This is a genomic window from Paraburkholderia sp. 31.1 (assembly GCF_014397645.1).
Taxonomy (GTDB): Bacteria; Pseudomonadota; Gammaproteobacteria; order Burkholderiales; family Burkholderiaceae; genus Paraburkholderia; species Paraburkholderia tuberum.
In genome coordinates this window covers 129,751-147,137 of record NZ_VZQN01000007.1, presented here as the reverse complement: position 1 = coordinate 147,137, position 17,387 = coordinate 129,751, and the positions used below count along the sequence as shown (strand labels likewise).

General features: G+C 66.2%; 14 protein-coding genes. 6 read left to right on the top strand and 8 right to left on the bottom strand.

The window, feature by feature from the left end:
* Window positions 1-135 precede the first annotated feature (135 nt).
* From F6X37_RS06915 to F6X37_RS06880, 8 genes are all read right to left on the bottom strand, one after another.
* The gene (locus F6X37_RS06915) at window positions 136-1,413 is read right to left on the bottom strand and encodes a hypothetical protein (RefSeq protein ID WP_222944778.1); all 1,278 of its coding nucleotides are present in this window, start codon (window positions 1,411-1,413) and stop codon (window positions 136-138) included.
* Entirely contained in the window at window positions 1,413-3,056 is a 1,644-nt protein-coding gene (locus F6X37_RS06910) for a hypothetical protein (protein WP_187610771.1), read from the bottom strand. Before F6X37_RS06910 ends, F6X37_RS06915 begins: the two co-directional genes overlap by 1 nt.
* 300 nt (window positions 3,057-3,356) lie before the next feature.
* Window positions 3,357-4,538 (bottom strand): enoyl-CoA hydratase/isomerase family protein, encoded by a 1,182-nt coding sequence (locus F6X37_RS06905; protein WP_187610770.1) that lies wholly within the window; start codon window positions 4,536-4,538, stop codon window positions 3,357-3,359.
* Complete coding sequence (locus F6X37_RS06900; RefSeq protein ID WP_187610769.1) at window positions 4,535-5,335, bottom strand: enoyl-CoA hydratase; 801 nt, start codon at window positions 5,333-5,335, stop codon at window positions 4,535-4,537. The genes F6X37_RS06905 and F6X37_RS06900 overlap by 4 nt, the downstream gene beginning before the upstream one ends.
* Window positions 5,332-6,249: a 3-hydroxyisobutyrate dehydrogenase gene (gene mmsB / locus F6X37_RS06895; RefSeq protein ID WP_187610768.1), complete on the bottom strand. Its 918-nt coding sequence runs from the start codon at window positions 6,247-6,249 to the stop codon at window positions 5,332-5,334. The genes F6X37_RS06900 and mmsB overlap by 4 nt, the downstream gene beginning before the upstream one ends.
* Window positions 6,250-6,280: 31 nt before the next feature.
* The gene (locus F6X37_RS06890; protein WP_187610767.1) at window positions 6,281-7,822 is read right to left on the bottom strand and encodes a CoA-acylating methylmalonate-semialdehyde dehydrogenase; all 1,542 of its coding nucleotides are present in this window, start codon (window positions 7,820-7,822) and stop codon (window positions 6,281-6,283) included.
* 117 nt (window positions 7,823-7,939) lie between these two features.
* Window positions 7,940-9,631, bottom strand: a complete 1,692-nt coding sequence (locus F6X37_RS06885) for an AMP-binding protein (protein ID WP_187610766.1) — start codon at window positions 9,629-9,631, stop codon at window positions 7,940-7,942.
* 153 nt (window positions 9,632-9,784) lie between these two features.
* On the bottom strand, window positions 9,785-10,918 hold the full coding sequence (locus F6X37_RS06880; protein ID WP_187610813.1) for an acyl-CoA dehydrogenase family protein: 1,134 nt from the start codon (window positions 10,916-10,918) through the stop codon (window positions 9,785-9,787).
* Window positions 10,919-11,139: 221 nt separating this feature from the next.
* Here F6X37_RS06880 and F6X37_RS06875 point away from each other — a divergent pair, with 221 nt between their 5' ends.
* The 6 genes from F6X37_RS06875 to F6X37_RS06850 all read left to right on the top strand — a co-directional run bounded on the left by F6X37_RS06875 (window position 11,140) and on the right by F6X37_RS06850 (window position 17,249).
* A complete protein-coding gene (locus tag F6X37_RS06875) occupies window positions 11,140-12,186 on the top strand; it encodes an AraC family transcriptional regulator (RefSeq protein ID WP_187610765.1) in 1,047 nt (348 codons plus the stop codon).
* Window positions 12,187-12,271: 85 nt separating this feature from the next.
* Entirely contained in the window at window positions 12,272-13,900 is a 1,629-nt protein-coding gene (locus tag F6X37_RS06870; protein ID WP_187610764.1) for an NfeD family protein, read from the top strand.
* Window positions 13,897-14,667, top strand: a complete 771-nt coding sequence (locus F6X37_RS06865) for a slipin family protein (RefSeq protein WP_184031463.1) — start codon at window positions 13,897-13,899, stop codon at window positions 14,665-14,667. Before F6X37_RS06870 ends, F6X37_RS06865 begins: the two co-directional genes overlap by 4 nt.
* Window positions 14,668-14,881: 214 nt before the next feature.
* Window positions 14,882-15,148, top strand: coding sequence for a DUF4148 domain-containing protein (locus F6X37_RS06860; RefSeq protein ID WP_184054530.1), 267 nt, complete (start codon window positions 14,882-14,884; stop codon window positions 15,146-15,148).
* 139 nt (window positions 15,149-15,287) lie between these two features.
* On the top strand, window positions 15,288-15,782 hold the full coding sequence (locus tag F6X37_RS06855; protein ID WP_184066144.1) for a YaiI/YqxD family protein: 495 nt from the start codon (window positions 15,288-15,290) through the stop codon (window positions 15,780-15,782).
* A gap of 165 nt (window positions 15,783-15,947) precedes the next feature.
* Complete coding sequence (locus tag F6X37_RS06850; RefSeq protein WP_184054534.1) at window positions 15,948-17,249, top strand: NCS2 family permease; 1,302 nt, start codon at window positions 15,948-15,950, stop codon at window positions 17,247-17,249.
* Window positions 17,250-17,387 lie beyond the last annotated feature (138 nt).

Here is a 17,387-nt window from a genome sequence, read left to right as displayed (position 1 = left end):
TGCAACGAAACAGCCAACGTACGGCGCGACGCGCCTCGTTATGGCGCGGATCGCTTCGCCAGAGGCGATCCGCGTCGGAGCAACCTTAAAATTCCTAGCATCCGGCGTTCCCGATACCCGGTGCGCCGCGCATCGTCACCTCACCGTGACGGTGTCCTTCGCGGCGTCGTTGGCGGCATCCTTGCCGTGAGCCGGATCAGGATGATCATCTTTCGCGCCATGAAAGATATGCTTGAAAAGTTCCTTGTTCTTTGCGCCATTCAAGAGGTTTCGCAGCGCGGCTTCGTCATCGGCCGGCTTGAACGAAAGCACTCTCTTGCGGTAGCGCTCCCTGCGTTCATCGAGCATGTAACTCGCCGGTAGCGGCAGTTCGCGGCTGCCCACGTCGAGATCGATGCCTTCGAAGGTCAGCAGCCCCGCATCGTGATTGATGAAGCACGCGGGAGGCTTGGTCCGGTCGATCACGTAGACGCACTGCTTCTGCAGATTGCCGGCGTCGGGCAGTTTGCCGCGGAAGATCTTGTCACGCAGGAACGTGCACATTTCTTCCCAGCACTCCTCGGTGGATTTTCCCGCCGCGCAGGACCGCAAAATTTCGGTCTTCAGAATGGCCTGTGGCACGGCATAGTAAATCGGATAACCGGCCCTCAGGTAAAGTTGCAGTTGCAACACTTCGTAACAGCGGCCCAACGCATGGATCGACGGCACGAGCAAAGACCGTTCATCCGACTCGTCGCCTTCGGTGGGTCCGGTCGCCGTCTGACTGCGGATCGACGGATGTTCCGGCAGCCCGGAATTCTCCGGTTCCGGCTGTCCGCCGCCCCACAGGATCAGATCGCGAAACAGGATCATCGGCAGGAACGAATGGACGATCAGATCCGTCGACGCCCTGCGTTTGGCGCGCTCGTTCGCGTCGGCTTCCACCGGCAGCGTCGGATGCCACTTGCGCGACGAGCGCACGATATCGCCGATCGCCTTCGCCACGCAGATGCCGTTCGGTAGTCCGCCGCCCTCCTCGTCGGCCCAGGTCTGCACCAGGTCCCACGGCTCGCCAATCGGCACGCCGAGAAAGTAAAGACCGAGCGACACCGCCGTCAGCAACTCGACGTAGAACTGATTCGCCTGATATGGCGCCGCAGGAATGCCCCGCATCAACTGCGAATCGGCGAGCAGCTTCTTGCCCGATCCGACCTTGCACAGCGCGCCGGCGCAGTGCTTGAGCCGGTCGACGAGACCGCGCACGTCGCGACCGGCAAGCGGCGACTGCCCGCCGACCAGGTGGTGTCTGACCATCAGCGAGATCGGCGTCGTGAAGTTCGACCGGTCCGTGTTTTTCGTCGGTACCACGATGGACATCACCAGGTCGCTGATGATCTCCAGGTCGGCCAGCATCGCATCGATGGAAGTAGTCATCACTCGACCTCCGCCGCTATCTCTTCGATCGACGGATCGTATTGGCCGTCGATGGTCGCCGTCTGCCTCGGCTCGGACGTGGCGATGATCGCCACGGCATCCCGGATCAATCCCTTGCAGCGCGCGGCCAACACTCGCTTGCGAATTCCCGATGGCGCGTCTCCTTCGTTCGCCCATTCCTTGAATCCGAGTCTTTCGAGTACGTGATCCTCGTTCTGTCCGAAGGTGGCCGCGCCGTCCGCGGGTATGGCCTGATGGGCATCGGTCAGGCAGGTGCAGATGTACTCCTCGACGGTCGGGCCACGCGCCGCCAGCGTTTGAATTTCACGCTTGGCCCAGCGGGCGAGCGATACCGAGATCTCATCCATGTCGTGCGTCAGGTTGCGCACCTTGACGTCCTTGCCGCGATCGTCGCCGAGAATCTGATAGACGGTCCGGTCGACCACATGCAGCCACAGCGAAGTCTGCGCAATGCGGATCTTGTGTTCGCACACGACGTCTTTCGAGTCGGCCTCGAGCGCGCGCCGTACGTGCCACAGCACGACGTAATGCCATACGAGTCCAATGAACTTGCCGAAGAAGAGTGCCTTGTCCTGCATCGAGCCGTCGTCGAACTCGGGATATTCGAGAGGCGTCACCAGCGTCATCTTCGTGCGCGCGCCTTCCTTCAAGGTCCGATAGAGCGTCGCCGCGGGGCTGCTGCGATAGCCGTCCCAGGACTCGCGCGCCCACCATTGCTTGTCGATATCGAAGAAACGATAGATCGAAAAAATGCCTTTTTCAGACTCCTGAACGTTCGCCGCGCCGCCGTGAGCCTGGTGCGCCGCGCCCGGCTGCAAGCGCTTCCTCTCCTCTGCGCGGGACTGGTCGTGGTTCGGGTCGCGATAGGCGTCGTAGATCACGCGAAGACCATAGCGGGTTCCCATAGCGTTATCGATGCTGGCCACCTTGTCGCTGAGCTCCTTGCGGATGGTCTCGAGCACCGCTTCCTGCTCGTCGACGAGCTTGCGTTGCTGCTCGAGCGCGCAATAGTGTTCCGCGGCCACGTAAATGGCGGCGAGCGCCAATGCGAGTACGACCGCATCGGTATAGCCCTCCCATATCTCTCCGCCGAACAGCAATACCGCCGGGACGTAGCAGAACACCGGAATGCACCAGCGCGACGCGAACCAGCTTCGCAGGATGCCGACTACCCCCTTCGAGCGGGAGTCGACGTCGGGAGCGGCCTCGCCTTCCTCTTCCGCGATACGCTTCTTCTGCTCGAACTCGCGTTCCGCGATGGTCCGCGCCCGTTCTTCTTCTCCACGGCAAATGTGGACATAGAACACGAGGAACGTGAAGGCCGTGACCAGCAACGCAAGCAGCCAGCTCTCGCCCATGCTGGTTGCGCGATCGGCGTCGCTGACTTCCTTCATCACCGCGGCGATCTTTTTAACGCACTCGATGCCGGGAGGAAAGCAATCCGCATCCGGCACGCGATGCGAAAAGGTCACCACCCAGTAGATACCGCTGCCCACCAGAACCGCAATGCCTCCTAGCGCGGTGAGGGCGAGCTTTTTTGCATGAGGGCCCCGCTCGAGGTGGGAAGCGGGTTTGTCGCCGAACGGTTTGGAGCGGCGACTCTCATCTGACGGCTTTTCCATACGCATTGCCTCCTGATCGATCAAGAGCACGGAAATGCGGGAAGCGGTGACGTATAAACGCACCGTAGGTCGGACGAGCGCCGTGATGAGGGCTGCGAGCAGGCTTTGCCGGTCGGGACGGGGCTGAACTATCTATCTAAGATTGCGCCCGGAAAGATGTCAATTGGCGCGCGTAGTCTGTGTCCGCCAGACCACAATTGGCACCGGCGGCTGATGGGCGGGACATGCCAAGCAGACCTAAGGGCGGGCGCGGGTGCGCCGGGCCGCGCGCCCCGCGCGGCATGCGATACGCCGCGCAAGTCAGTCGCCATGCTCCGCGCCCAGCGCCGCGAGTGGATGCGCGTCGCCATGCCACGGCGAACTCAGGAAATGCCGCACGCGCTCGGGTTGCACATCGGCGAGCGTCGCCGGTGACCAGCGCGGCCGACGGTCCTTGTCGATCAGTTGCGCGCGCACGCCCTCGCGGAAATCGCCTTCCTCGATCGAGCGCTTCACGATGCCGAGCTCCATCCGGAAGCATTCGGCAAGCGTCATCTGCCGGCCGCGCAGCAGCGCTTCGCGCGTCACGTGCAGCATCGTCGGCGAATGGGCAGTCAGTGCGTCGTAGGTCGCTTGCAGCCATTGCCGCACCTCGCGCGGCGGTTCGCGTTCGAGATCCTGACGCAGTGTCGCGACGATGCGCTCGACGCCCGAACGCCGGTCGAAGTGGCGCAGGATCAGTTGCGTCAGCGCGCCGAGCGGCGCGTGCGGCACGATGTTGCACGGCGGCTCGAACACGGCGCGCAGCGCGTCGATGCGCTCGCCGTCGTGCGACATGCGCTGCAAACGTTCCTCGAAGCTCGCGAGCCAGTCGGCCGGCACGCACAGGTCGGCCAGTTGCAGGCGCATCGCGTCGGCGCCCGCTAGCGTCGCGCCGGTCAGCCCGACATACAGCGCAAGCTCGGCCGGCATCACGCTCAGAAAGCGGCTCGCGCCGACGTCGGGCAGGAAGCCGATGCGCGTCTCCGGCATCGCGATGCGGCTGCGTTCGGTCACGATGCGCAGCCGCGCCGCCTGGCCGAGGCCCATGCCGCCGCCCATCGCGATGCCGCCGCCCATCGCGATGCCGTCGAGCAGCGCGACCACCGGCTTCGGAAACGTGTGCAACGCGTAATCGAGCCGGTACTCGTCGACGAAGAACGCGAGCCAGCGTGGGTCGCCCTGCGTCGCGAGCCGATGTACCTCGCGCACGTCGCCGCCCGCGCAAAAGCCCTTGTCGCCAGCGCCCTTCAGCACCAGCGCGACGATCCTGGCATCGGTGCGGCAATGCTCGACCAGCACCGCGAGTTCGCGCACCATCGCGTGCGACAGCGCGTTGAGCGCGGCAGGCCGGTTCAGCGTGATGATCGCCACGCGGTTGACGACGCGAAACAGCACGTCGGGTTCGGCTTGCGTGTTCGTCGTGTCGCGCATTTCGACCGCAAAGCCGCGCAAAGTGCTCATCGCTGCGTCTCCCGCGATGCACGGCTCGTCTGCCAGCGCGGCGCGCGTTTTTCGAGGAACGCGTTGACGCCCTCGCGCTGATCGGCGCCATCGAACAGATCGACGAAGCGCTCGCGTTCTAGCGCGAGCGCGGCGGCGCGCGGCACGCCATGCCGCGCCTGATGGATCAGCTCCTTGCTGAAGCTGACCGCCTGCGGGCTCAAACCGGTGACGCGCTGCGCCATGTTCAACGCGGCTTCACGCGCGGCGCCGCGCTCCACCACTTCTTCGACGAGACCGATGCTGAGCGCGGTCGCCGCATCGACGCGCTCGCCGGTCAGAATCATCCGCTTGGCCCAGCCTTCGCCGACGAGCCACGGCAGCGTCTGCGTGCCGCAGCCGCATGGCAACAGACCGACCGCCGTCTCGGGGAGCGCCAGCACCGCATGCTGCTCGGCGATGCGGATATCGCAGGCGAGCGCGCATTCGAGACCGCCGCCCATCGCAAAGCCGTTGAGCGCCGCGATGACAACGGGCCGCGCGTTCTGCAGCGCCTCGAAGGCCGCGCCGAAACGCGCGGCCGCGGTGCGCGCGACTTCGCGATTGCCGTCGGCGAACGTGTTCAGATCGGCGCCCGCGCTGAAAAACTTCGGACCGTCGCCGGTGATCACGAGCGCGCGCACGCGCGCATCGGCGTTCAACTGCGCGACGGTGCGTTGCAATTGCAGCAGACCGTCAGGCGTGAAAGCGTTCGCGGGGGGCCGTTTCAACGTGATCAAAGCAACGGCGCCGTCATGTGCGTAATCGAGGTCGATCATTGCGTGCCTCCCTGGCCGTTACCGCCGCGCTCACGCGAGCGATACAGCTTGATCACCGCCGAAAAGTCCAGGCGCCCCGCGCCGTTCGCGCTCATCGTTTGATAAAGCTGCTGCGCGAGCGCGCCGAGATAGACCGGTTGACGCACGCCGCGCGCGGCATCGGTGGCGAGGCCGAGATCTTTCAGCATCAGGTCGGTGCCGAAGCCGCCGGTATAGCCGCGCGAAGACGGCGCGGTCTCGATCACGCCCGGCATCGGGTTATACGTGTCCGAACTCCAGCAGCGCCCGGTCGACGTATTGATGATGCCACCGAGCACCTTCGTGTCGATACCGAGCGCCTCGCCGAGCGACATCGCCTCGGCGACGCCCGCCATCGAGATGCCGAGCACGAGGTTGTTGCAGATCTTCGCGACCTGGCCCGTGCCGGTGTCGCCGCAATGCACGATGTTTTTTCCCATCGCCGACAGCACTGGCTTGACCTGCTCGTACGCGCTCGCACTGCCGCCGACCATGAAGGTCAGCGTGCCCGCCGCCGCGCCGCCCGTGCCGCCCGAGACCGGTGCATCGACGAAGTTGTTGCCATGAGCCGCGGCGAGTTCGGCAAACGCTTTCACGCTGGCGGGATCGATCGTGCTCGAATCGATGATCGGCACGCCCGGCGCGATGCCGGCGAGGATGCCATCGTCCGCGACGAGCACGCTGCGCACGTGAGCCGCGGCGGGCAGCATCGTGATCACGCATTCGACGTCGCTCGCGGCGGCTTGCGGTGAGCGGGCCGGCTGCGCGCCCGCGTCGACGAGCGTGCGCAGAGCTTGCGCGCTGAGGTCGAACACGGTGAGCGCGTGGCCCGCCTTCAGCAGGTTCAGCGCCATCGGCGCGCCCATATTGCCGAGTCCGATAAAGCCTATTTTCATGGTGTCGTCTCCGGGTGTGCCCTCAGTGCCTTCAACGCAGGCGGATCGTCGTGTTGACGCCATCGTTGACGGTGTCGTCGTCGAACCAGCGCGCGGTGACCGTCTTGGTCTGCGTGTAAAACTGCACGACCTGCTTGCCGTAGGGACCGAGATCGCCAAGCTTCGAGCCGCGCGAACCGGTGAAGCTGAAAAACGGCACCGGCACCGGGATAGGAATGTTGATACCGACCTGGCCGATATCGATCTCGCTCTGGAACTTGCGCGCCGCCGCGCCGCTTTGCGTGAAGAGGCCGACGCCGTTGCCGAACGGGTTGGCGTTGACGAGCGCGATCGCATCGTCGAGCGTCGCGACGTTCAGCACCGCGAGCACCGGCCCGAAGATTTCGGTGCGGTAGATTTCCATGTCGGCCGACACGTCGGTGAACACCGTCGGGCCGATGAAGTTGCCCTGCTCGTAGCCGTGCACGTTCACATCGCGGCCGTCGAGCACGAGCGTCGCGCCCTCTTTCACGCCAGCGTCGATCAGACCGAGAATGCGCTGCTTCGCGGCGCGCGACACGACCGGCCCGACATCGGTGCCCGGCTCGTGACCCGCGTTGACCTTCAGCGTCTTCGCCTTCGCGACGAGCTCGGGCAGCCACTCGCGCGCGGCGCCGACCAGCACCGCCACCGAACTCGCCATGCAGCGCTGACCGGCCGCGCCGAACGCGGCGCCGGCGAGCGCGTTGAGGGTCTGTTCGCGATTCGCGTCGGGCAGCACGACCGCGTGGTTCTTCGCGCCCATCATCGACTGCACTCGCTTGCCGTGTTCGCTGCCGAGGCGATACACGTGCGTGCCGACCGCCGTCGAGCCGACGAACGAAATCGCCTTCACCAGTTCATGCGTGCACAGCGCATCGACGACTTCCTTGCCGCCGTGCACGACGTTCAGCACGCCCTTCGGCACGCCGGCTTCGAGCGCGAGTTCGACGAGCTGCATCGTCGACAGCGGGTCCTGCTCGGATGGCTTCAGCACGAAGGTATTGCCGCACACGAGCGCCATCGGGAACATCCACAGCGGGATCATCGCGGGAAAATTGAACGGCGTGATGCCGACGCATACGCCGAGCGGCTGGCGCAGCGTGTAGGTGTCCACACCACCGGCGACGTTCTCGGCGAACTCCCCCTGCTGCAACGTGCCGATCGAACACGCGTGCTCGACGACTTCCAGACCGCGGAAGATGTCGCCCTCGGCATCGGGAATCGTCTTGCCTTGCTCGGCCGACAGCGTCTTCGCGATGCGCGGCATATGCTCGCGAATCAGCGCCTGGTACTTCAGCATGATGCGCATGCGCGCGCCGATCGGCGTGTCCTTCCACGTTTTGAACGCGGCATGCGCGCTGCGCACCGCTGCGTCGACTTCCGCGACGGTCGCGAACGGCACGCGCGCGAGGACCGCCTGCGTGGCCGGGTTCACGATGTCGCGCCACTCGGTCGTCTTCGATTCGACGAACTCGCCGTTGATCAGCAGTTTGACGGCGGCCACGGCGCCGGCAACGTCGCGGCCGGTCTCGTTCGAAGCAAGGGTGCTCATGCTGAAACTCCTGTGATTTAGAAAACAGTGCCCCGACGCGTCGAATCCGAAGCTCGAATTCAACACGTGCGATTCAAACCGGGGCGGCAAACCAGCAATGGCGAGGAATAAAGACAGTCACCGCAAGTCGGGAAAATCCTCTTCCCAATACTCGTCCGGCAGACGCGCGGGCTCGGCTGCGCGCTCCATTTCGCGGCGCCGCAATTCGACGCGGCGGATCTTGCCGGAGATCGTCTTCGGCAGTTCACTGAATTGCAGACGGCGAATCCGCTTGTACGGCGCGAGTTTTTCACGCGAGAACGCGAACACCGCGCGCGCGAGTTCGGGACCGGCTTCGTAGCCGTGACGCACGGTGACGAACGCCTTCGGCACCGCCAGACGCAACGCGTCCGCGCTCGGCACGACGGCCGCCTCGCCGATCGCCTCGTGTTCGATCAGCACGCTTTCGAGTTCGAACGGACTCAGGCGATAGTCGGACGACTTGAACACGTCGTCCGAGCGGCCGACGTACACGTAGTAGCCGTCGTCGCGACGCAGCGCGACATCCGACGTGCGATAGAGGCCGTTGCGCATCGACTGCGCGGTCGCGTTGGGGTTGTTCGCGTAACCCGTCATCAGGCCGAGCGGCCGTTCGGCGAGCGGCAGCGCGATTTCGCCTTCGCCGACCGGGTGGTCGTCGGCGTCGAGCAGCTCGACCCGGTAGCCCGGCAACGGACGCCCCATCGAGCCGGCCACGACCGGCTGGCCCGGCGAATTGCCGATCTGGCAGGTCGTTTCGGTCTGGCCGTAGCCATCGCGAATCGTAATGCCCCACGCGTGCCTGACGCGCTCGATGACCTCCGGATTCAGCGGCTCGCCGGCGCCGACGATTTCGCGCAGCTTCACCGGATAGTCGCCGAGCGGCTCCTGCACGAGCATGCGCCAGACGGTCGGCGGCGCGCACAGCGTGGTGACGTTGAAGCGCACGAGCGCGGCGAGTGTGTCTTTCGGCACGAAGCGCGGGACGTTGAACACGAACACGCATGCCTGCGCGTTCCATGGCGCGAAGAAGCAGCTCCACGCATGCTTGGCCCAGCCCGGCGAGCTGATGTTCCAATGGATGTCGCCGGGTTGCAGGCCGATCCAGTACATCGTCGACAGATGTCCGACCGGATAGCTCTGGTGCGTATGCTCGACCAGCTTCGGCTTCGAGGTGGTGCCGGACGTGAAGTACAGCAACAGCGGATCGCTGGCGTGGGTGACGCCGTCCGGCGTGAAATGCGGCGAAGCCTCGTACGCGGCGGCAACATCGATCCAGCCGTCGCGCGGCGCACCAACCGACAGGCGGGTGAGCGGCACGTCGAGCGCATCGAATTTGCCCAGCTCCGCGCTGTCGACCACGACGAACTTCGCGCCGCCGATCTGCACGCGGTCGCGCACGTCCTCGGCGGATAGCTGCGTGGTGGCGGGCAGCACGATCGCGCCGAGCTTCATCGCGGCGAGCATGACGTCCCATAGCTCGACGCGGTTCGGCAGCATCAGCAGCACACGGTCGCCGCGGCCGACGCCCGCGCCGCGCAGAAAGTTCGCCATCCGCGACGAGCGCTCCGACATCTGCGCGTACGACAGACGCAGGCCGTCGCTGGAAGGATCGTCGACGATCCACAGCGCGGGGTTGTCGTTGTCATGCGCGATCGCGTCGAAGTAGTCGAGCGCCCAGTTGAACTCGCCGAGCGCGGGCCACGCGAATTCGCGGTACGCGCGCTCGTAGTCGGTGCGATGGCGCACTAGCAGATCGCGCGCTTCGAGAAAGGCTTTCGCTGCTGTCATCGTCGTCTCCTGTCGACCAGAGTTAGCGCTTTAGCGCTTACTCCGGTCCCATGCAACGTAGTTGCGAGTGGCGCGGGGCGCGCTCGGTTATTTTGGCCGCGGTGATCCAGGCGAGCATCCACGGCCAGGCTATTGTGCGCTCAAACGCCGCCCTCAAACATGGCGCGCGATCACCATCCGCTGCACTTCGCTCGTCCCTTCGTAAATCTGCGTGATCCGTGCATCCCGATAGTGGCGCTCGACCGCATAGTCCTCCAGATAGCCGTAGCCACCATGAATCTGGATCGCGTTCGAACAGATCTCCTCCGCAAGCTCCGACGCAAAAAGCTTCGCCTGCGACGCCTCCGACAGACACGGCCGCCCCGCCGAGCGCAGCCGTGCCGCGTGATGCACGAGCAGGCGCGCGGCATTCAGGCGCGTCGCCATGTCGGCAAGCATGTTCGCGATCGTCTGGTGGTCTTTCAGCGGCTTGCCGAACTGTTCGCGCTCGTTCGCGTAGCGGCGCGCGGCGTCGAACGCGGCGCGCGCAATGCCGACTGCCTGCGCGGCGATGCCGATGCGTCCGCCTTCGAGATTCGACAGCGCGATGCGCAGACCCTCGCCCGGCTCGCCGAGCAGATTGGCCTCGGGCACCGCGCACTGATCGAGCGAGATCGGACAGGTGTCGGACGCGCGAATGCCGAGCTTGTGCTCCGGCCGACCGACGTCGAAACCCGGCGTCGAGGTCGGCACGATGAAGGCGGACAGGCCGCGCTTACCGCGCTCGGGATCGGTGACCGCGAACACGATTGCGAGACCGGCGCGCGCACCATTGGTCACGAACTGCTTGCTGCCGTTCAGAATCCACTGCCCGTCGCGCCGCTCAGCGCGGGTGCGCAGATTGTTCGCCTCGGAGCCCGCCTGCGGCTCGGTCAGGCAGAACGCGCCGATCGTCCGGCCGCTGGCGAGCTCGCGCAGATAGCGGTCTTTCTGCGCGGCGCTGCCGAAGTTCAGGATCGGCGCGCAGCCGACCGAGTTGTGCACGCTCATCAGCGTCGCGCAGGCGGCGCAACCGGCCGCGATCTCTTCCAGCGCGAGCGCATAGGCGACGTAATCGGTGTAGGTGCCGCCCCACTCGGCCGGCACCATCATGCCCAGAAAGCCGAGTTCGCCCAGTTGCGCGACGACCCCGGCCGGCAGTTGCGCGTCGCGATCCCATTGCGCCGCGTGCGGCGCGAGACATTCGGTCGCGAAGTCGCGCGCGGCGTCGCGGATCATCCGTTGTTCGTCGGTGTAGAAGCTGTCCATGACTGCGTCCTCGTTGGTGCTGACGGCCGTGCTGGCGATCGCGGTGATGCGGCAAGTGTAGGCAAGCGGCCCGCGCCGTTCGATGCTCGCTCCGCTCATTCTTGCTGAGCGCTTTTGCCATCCTGCTACCATGCACGTGCATGAAGCCTCGCCATTTCAGGGGCTTCATGAACCACGACCCAGCCTATGCTGAGCGCTTTTGCCAGAAAAGCCGAATCCCGATGAAAAGCGACAAAGGCACGATCTCCGTCAGTCTCGTCGAGGAAACGCTCGCGCTCGCGACGGCGCGCGGCCTCGACGCGCGAGCGCTCGCCGAAGCGGCCGGCATTGCCGCGGCGATGCTCGCATCGCCGAAAAGCCGCGTATCGTCGGCGCAATACGGCGCGCTGTGGGCCGGCATCGCACGCGCGCTCGACGACGAATTCTTCGGCCAGGACTCGCATCCGATGAAAAGCGGCAGCTTCATCGCGATGACGCAGATGGCGCTGGGCGCGCGCAACGGCGCGCAGGCGCTTGCGCGCGCGGTCGGCTTCATGCGGCTCGTGCTCGACGATCTCGGCGCGACGATCGACACCAACGCGCAGCGCGTGCGCCTGAAGTTCGTCGAGCGCGCGGGCACGCGCAAGCCGGCGATGTTCGCTTACGCGACGTATTTCATCCTCGTGTACGGGCTCGTGTGCTGGCTCGTCGGCCGGCGCATTCCGTTGCTCGAAGCGCGCTTTCGCTGCGCCGCGCCGCCGGCCGCGCACGAATACCGGCTGATGTTCTGCGAAGAGATGTATTTCGACGAGCCGGAGTCGTCCGTCGATCTCGACCCTGCGTTTCTGGAACTGCCGGTGATCCAGACTTCGCGCTCGGCGCGGCCGTTTCTGCGCGATGCGCCGGGCAGCTTCATCGTCAAGTACCGCAATCCGGGTTCGCTCGCCGCGCGCGTGCGCAAGACGCTGCGCGCGCTGCCGATGTCGGGCTGGCCCGCGGCCGATCAGATGGCCGCGCGCCTGCACGTCGCCGAGGCGACGATGCGGCGGCACCTGAAGCAGGAGGGCCACACGTATCAGTCGATCAAGGACGCGCTGCGGCGCGACATCGCGATCGCCGAACTGCAGCGCACGCAGCGCACCATCGCCGATATCGCCAACGCCGTCGGCTTCGCGGAGCCGAGCGCGTTTCATCGCGCGTTCCGCAAATGGACCGGCATGCGCCCGACCGACTATCGGCCGGCCCGGGCCGCGGGGCTCGATCTCACGCGACGCGCCGAATCGGACTAAGCTTTAAGCGGCAACAGGCCAGCCTTGATCGAGGGTAGGGGCCCGCGCCGCCGGTTCGCACCGGCTGGCGCGACGGCCGTCAGCGATGAACACGACTCCGCGTCTCCCGCTCCGGCAGTCCGGTCCGCGCAGGCCGCTTATCCGTGGCGGCATCGTGGGCCGTTTGATGCGCGGCATCGCCGTGCTCGGCGTGCTATGCGCGTTCGGCTTCGCGACGCGCGAAGCGCTGGCGCCGCTGCAAGCGGCCAATGCGGCGAGCGCGGCGAACGTCGCCGCCGCGACCGCCAACAGCGTCGTCGTGATTCCGGTGAATGGCGCGATCGGACCGGCCACCGCCGATTTCATCGTGCGTGGTTTGCAGCGCGCGGCCAGCCAGCGCGCACAGCTCGCGGTCCTGCAACTCGATACGCCCGGCGGCCTCGATACGTCGATGCGGCAGATCATCAAGGCGATCCTCGCCTCGCCGGTGCCGGTCGCGACCTTCATCGCGCCGAGCGGCGCGCGCGCGGCCAGCGCCGGCACCTACATCGTCTACGCGAGCCATATCGCGGCGATGGCGCCGGGCACCAACCTCGGCGCCGCGACGCCGATCCAGATGGGCATCGGCGGCAACGAGCCGCCCGCCGGCGGCCCGCCGGTAACGCCAGCCACCCCAGGCACGCCGGGGCTGCCGGACATGCGCACGCCGCCTGGCGGCGCGTCTGCGCCTGCGCCTGCGTCACCCGGCGCATCATCCGAAGCCGCCAGAGCTCTGCCGCTCGACACCCAATCGACCGAACTGCGCAAGCAGGTTCACGATGCCGCCGCCTACATCCGCGGCCTCGCGCAGATGCGCGGCCGCAACGCCGAGTGGGCCGAGCGCGCGGTCCGCGAAGCGGTGAGCCTGTCCGATGAGGAAGCGCTCGCGCAGCACGTCGTCGATATCGTCGCGCGCGACGTGCCGGACCTGCTGCGCCAGCTGGACGGCCGCACGTACGTCACGAGCGCGGGCAGCGTCACGCTGCACACCGCGCATGCGCCGCTGATCACGCTCGAACCCGACTGGCGCAGCCGCTTTCTCGCCGTGATCACCGATCCGAGCGTCGCGCTGATTCTGCTGATGCTCGGCATGTATGGCCTGTTCTTCGAATTCGCCAATCCGGGCTTCGTGCTGCCCGGCGTAGTCGGCGCGATCAGCCTGCTGCTCGGCCTGTTCGCGATGCAGATGCTGCCCATCAGCTACGTCGGCCTCGGGCTGATCTTTCTCGGCATCGCCTTCCTGATCGGCGAAGCGTTCCTGCCGACCTTCGGCTCGCTCGGCTTCGGCGGCGTGGTCGCGTTCGTGGTCGGCGCAACGATGCTGATGGATACCGACGTGCCCGGCTACGGCATCCCGCTGCCGCTGATCGCCGCGGTCGTCGTGTTCAGCGTCGCGTTCGTGCTCGGCGTGTCGCGGCTCGCGCTGCGCGCGCGGCGGCGGCCGGTCGTGACGGGCTCGGAGGCGCTGATCGGCTGCGTCGGCGTGGTGCTGGACGGCGGCTTGCTGCCCGAACCCGAACACGCGGCGGGCGGCCCGCTGGCCGGCTGGGCGCGCGTGCACGGCGAGCGCTGGCGCGTCTCGAGCACCACGCCGGCCGCCCCGGGTCAGAGCGTGCGCGTGACGGCGCGCAACGGCCTCACACTGACCGTGGTGCCCGTCACGTCGGTCGACGCCTTACAAGGAGAACGCTCATGATCGGCTTCACATTCGGCTTCGGCAGCATCCTGATCCTGCTCGTGGTCGCGCTGATTGCGTCGTCGGTGCGGATTTTTCGCGAGTACGAACGCGGCGTCGTGTTCATGCTCGGCCGCTTCTGGAAGGTCAAGGGGCCCGGGCTCGTATTGATCATTCCGATCGTGCAGCAGGCGGTGCGCATGGATTTGCGCACCATCGTGTTCGACGTGCCGACGCAAGACGTGATCACGCGCGACAACGTGTCGGTCAAGGTCAACGCGGTCGTGTATTTCCGCGTCGTCGATCCGGAGAAGGCGGTGATCCAGGTCGCGCGTTACTTCGAGGCGACCAGCCAGCTGGCGCAGACGACGCTGCGCGCGGTGCTCGGCAAGCACGACCTCGACCAGCTGCTGTCCGAGCGCGAGCAGCTGAACACCGACATCCAGAAAGTGCTCGACTCGCAAACCGACGCGTGGGGCATCAAGGTATCGATCGTCGAGATCAAGCACGTCGATATCAATGAAACGATGATCCGCGCGATTGCGCGTCAGGCCGAAGCCGAGCGCGAACGGCGCGCGAAGGTGATTCACGCGGAAGGCGAGTTGCAGGCATCGAAGCAATTGCTGGAGGCGGCCCAGACGCTCGCGCGGCAACCGCAGGCGATGCAGTTGCGCTATCTGCAGACGCTGGTGACGATCGCCGCCGACAAGAACTCGACGATCGTGTTTCCGCTGCCGATCGACCTCGTGAGTGCGGGGCTGGAACGCTTCAACAAGCCATCGGCGTGATAGGACGATATTTGTCAGGACATCCATTCGGCGCGGATTAGCGTCGACGTTTCGGCATACCCGCCCGCTTGCGCGTTGCTTGCGCTGAGGTGGCGAACGAGGCTCGCGGCGGGTTCGATTTGCCGGCAGAAGTGGTGCGTTGCTTGTACTGCCTTACCCGGCGCGCCGAAAAACCACCAGGTCCGGCTGTTTTTCCGCTCCGCAGGAGCCCGTCATGAAACTGTCTTCCCGCATTGGACTCGGCGCGCTGTTGGCCGCCGTGGGTATCAGCACCGTCTACGCGCAAGCGGTGACGCAGCCCGCCGACCCGTCGGCGCCGAAAACGCGCGCCCAGGTCCGCGCTGACCTCGCGGAATGGCTCGCCGCCGGCTACGACCCGTTGGACTGGATCGACTATCCGGAGAACGCGCAGCGCGCGGGCCGCATCGTCGCGCAACACCGCGAGCAGCAGCAAGGCAACGCCCCGACGGCCGTGCAGTAAGCGGTCGCGGCTTGCGTAATCGCAGCCTGCATGCCGCTCGCCGCGAGCGGCATGGCACGGCTTGCGTCGCGCCAAGGTATCATCCGGTCCCGCCATCCCCCACGCAGCAAACCAGCCGCACACAGCCGGAACCCGCACCATGCCAATCTGGGTCGATGCCGACGCCTGCCCGGCCGTCGTCAAGGACATGCTGTATCGCGCGGCGCGCCGGACCGGCATGCCGCTGACGCTGGTCGCCAATTCGTTCCTGCGCGTGCCGCCGTCGCCGCTGATCCGCGCGATTCAGGTGCCGGCCGGCTTCGACGCCGCCGATCAGTTGATCGTCGAGCGCGTCGTCGCGGGCGACCTCGTGATCACCGCCGACATCCCGCTCGCCGCCGCCGTGCTGGCAAAAAATGCCCACGCGCTCGATCCGCGCGGCAACTGGTACACGCCCGGCACGATCGAAGAACGGCTGCGCGTGCGCTCGATGCTCGACCAGTTGCGCTCGAGCGGCGTCGACACGGGCGGGCCGGCCGCCTTCAGCGCGCGCGATGGCAAGGCGTTTGCTGGCGAACTCGATCGCTGGCTCGCGCGTCAGGCGCCTCGCGGTGATGCGCAGGCGCCACAGTCGCACGGCAAACCGCCCGCCTGACGGGCCCGGGCGGCCTGCTGGCGCCGCCGCAGGCGCCGCGGCGCTGCCATTCGTGATTACAATTCCGCCGTAACGCCGCCGCGCGGCCTGCCTTGCCGCGCCGCGCTGTCACCGCCTCGATGACAAAAACACTGTCTGAACGACGAAAGAGAGGAAACCCGCCACATGGACTCGATCAAACGCTACTTCGGCTTCGACGCCGTCGACACCAACCTGCGCACCGAAGTGCTAGCCGGCGTGACCACTTTCCTGACGATGGCCTACATCATCTTCGTGAACCCGGCGATTCTCGGCGACGCCGGCATGCCGAAGAGCGCGGTGTTCGTCGCGACCTGCCTCGTGGCCGCGCTCGCGTCGCTGATCATGGGTCTGTACGCGAACTACCCGATCGCGCTCGCGCCCGGCATGGGCCTGAACGCGTACTTCGCATACACGGTCGTCAAGGGCATGGGCTACACGTGGCAGGCCGCGCTCGGCGCGGTGTTCATCTCCGGGTGCCTGTTCCTGATCGTCACGCTGTTCCGCGTGCGCGAGGTGATCGTCAAGGGCATTCCGCATTCGATCCGCATCGCGATCACCGGCGGCATCGGTCTCTTTCTCGCGATCATTTCGCTGAAGTCGGCCGGCGTAGTGGTCGGCAATCCGGCCACGCTCGTCACGCTCGGCAATCTGCATGACCCGCACGTCGTGCTCGCGGCGGTCGGATTCTTCGGCATCGTCACGCTGGATCATATGCGTGTGCGCGGGGCGATCCTGATCGGTATCGTCGGCGTGACGATCCTGAGCTTTTTCTTTGGCGGCAACCAGTTTCACGGCATCGTGTCCGCGCCGCCGTCGATCGCGCCGACGCTGTTGCAGCTCGATATCCGCAGCGCGCTGTCGAGCGGCGTGCTGAACGTGGTGCTGGTGTTCTTCCTCGTCGAGCTGTTCGATGCGACCGGCACGCTGATGGGCGTCGCGAACCGCGCGGGGCTGCTGGTGGAAGGCAAGATGCATCGGCTGAACCGCGCGCTGCTCGCGGACAGCACCGCGATTCTCGCCGGCTCGATGCTCGGTACTTCGTCGACCACGGCGTATATCGAAAGCGCATCGGGCGTGCAGGCCGGCGGCCGTACCGGCATGACCGCGATCACGGTCGCCGTGCTGTTCGTCGCGGCGCTGTTTTTCGCGCCGCTCGCCGAAGTGGTGCCGCCGTATGCGACCGCGCCCGCGCTGCTGTACGTGTCGTGCCTGATGCTGCGCGAACTGGTCGACCTGCCGTGGGACGACGCGACCGAAGTCGTGCCGGCCGCGCTGACCGCGCTGCTGATGCCGTTCACCTACTCGATCGCGAACGGCGTCGCGTTCGGCTTCATCTCGTACGCGGGACTCAAGCTGCTGACGGGCCAGGCGCGCCAGGTGAAGCTGGTCGTGTGGATCATCGCGGCGATTTTCCTGTTCCGGTATTTCTATCTCGGCAGCGAATGAGGAGGTCGCGCTCGCGCGGCCGGGGGATCGAATGTGTCGTCGGGTTCGGGGACCGTTTATCATCCGATGTTTCGAATGATGATCGACCGGGTCGCGATCGACCCGGTCGCAGCGGCACGGGTCGCCACCCCAGGAGCC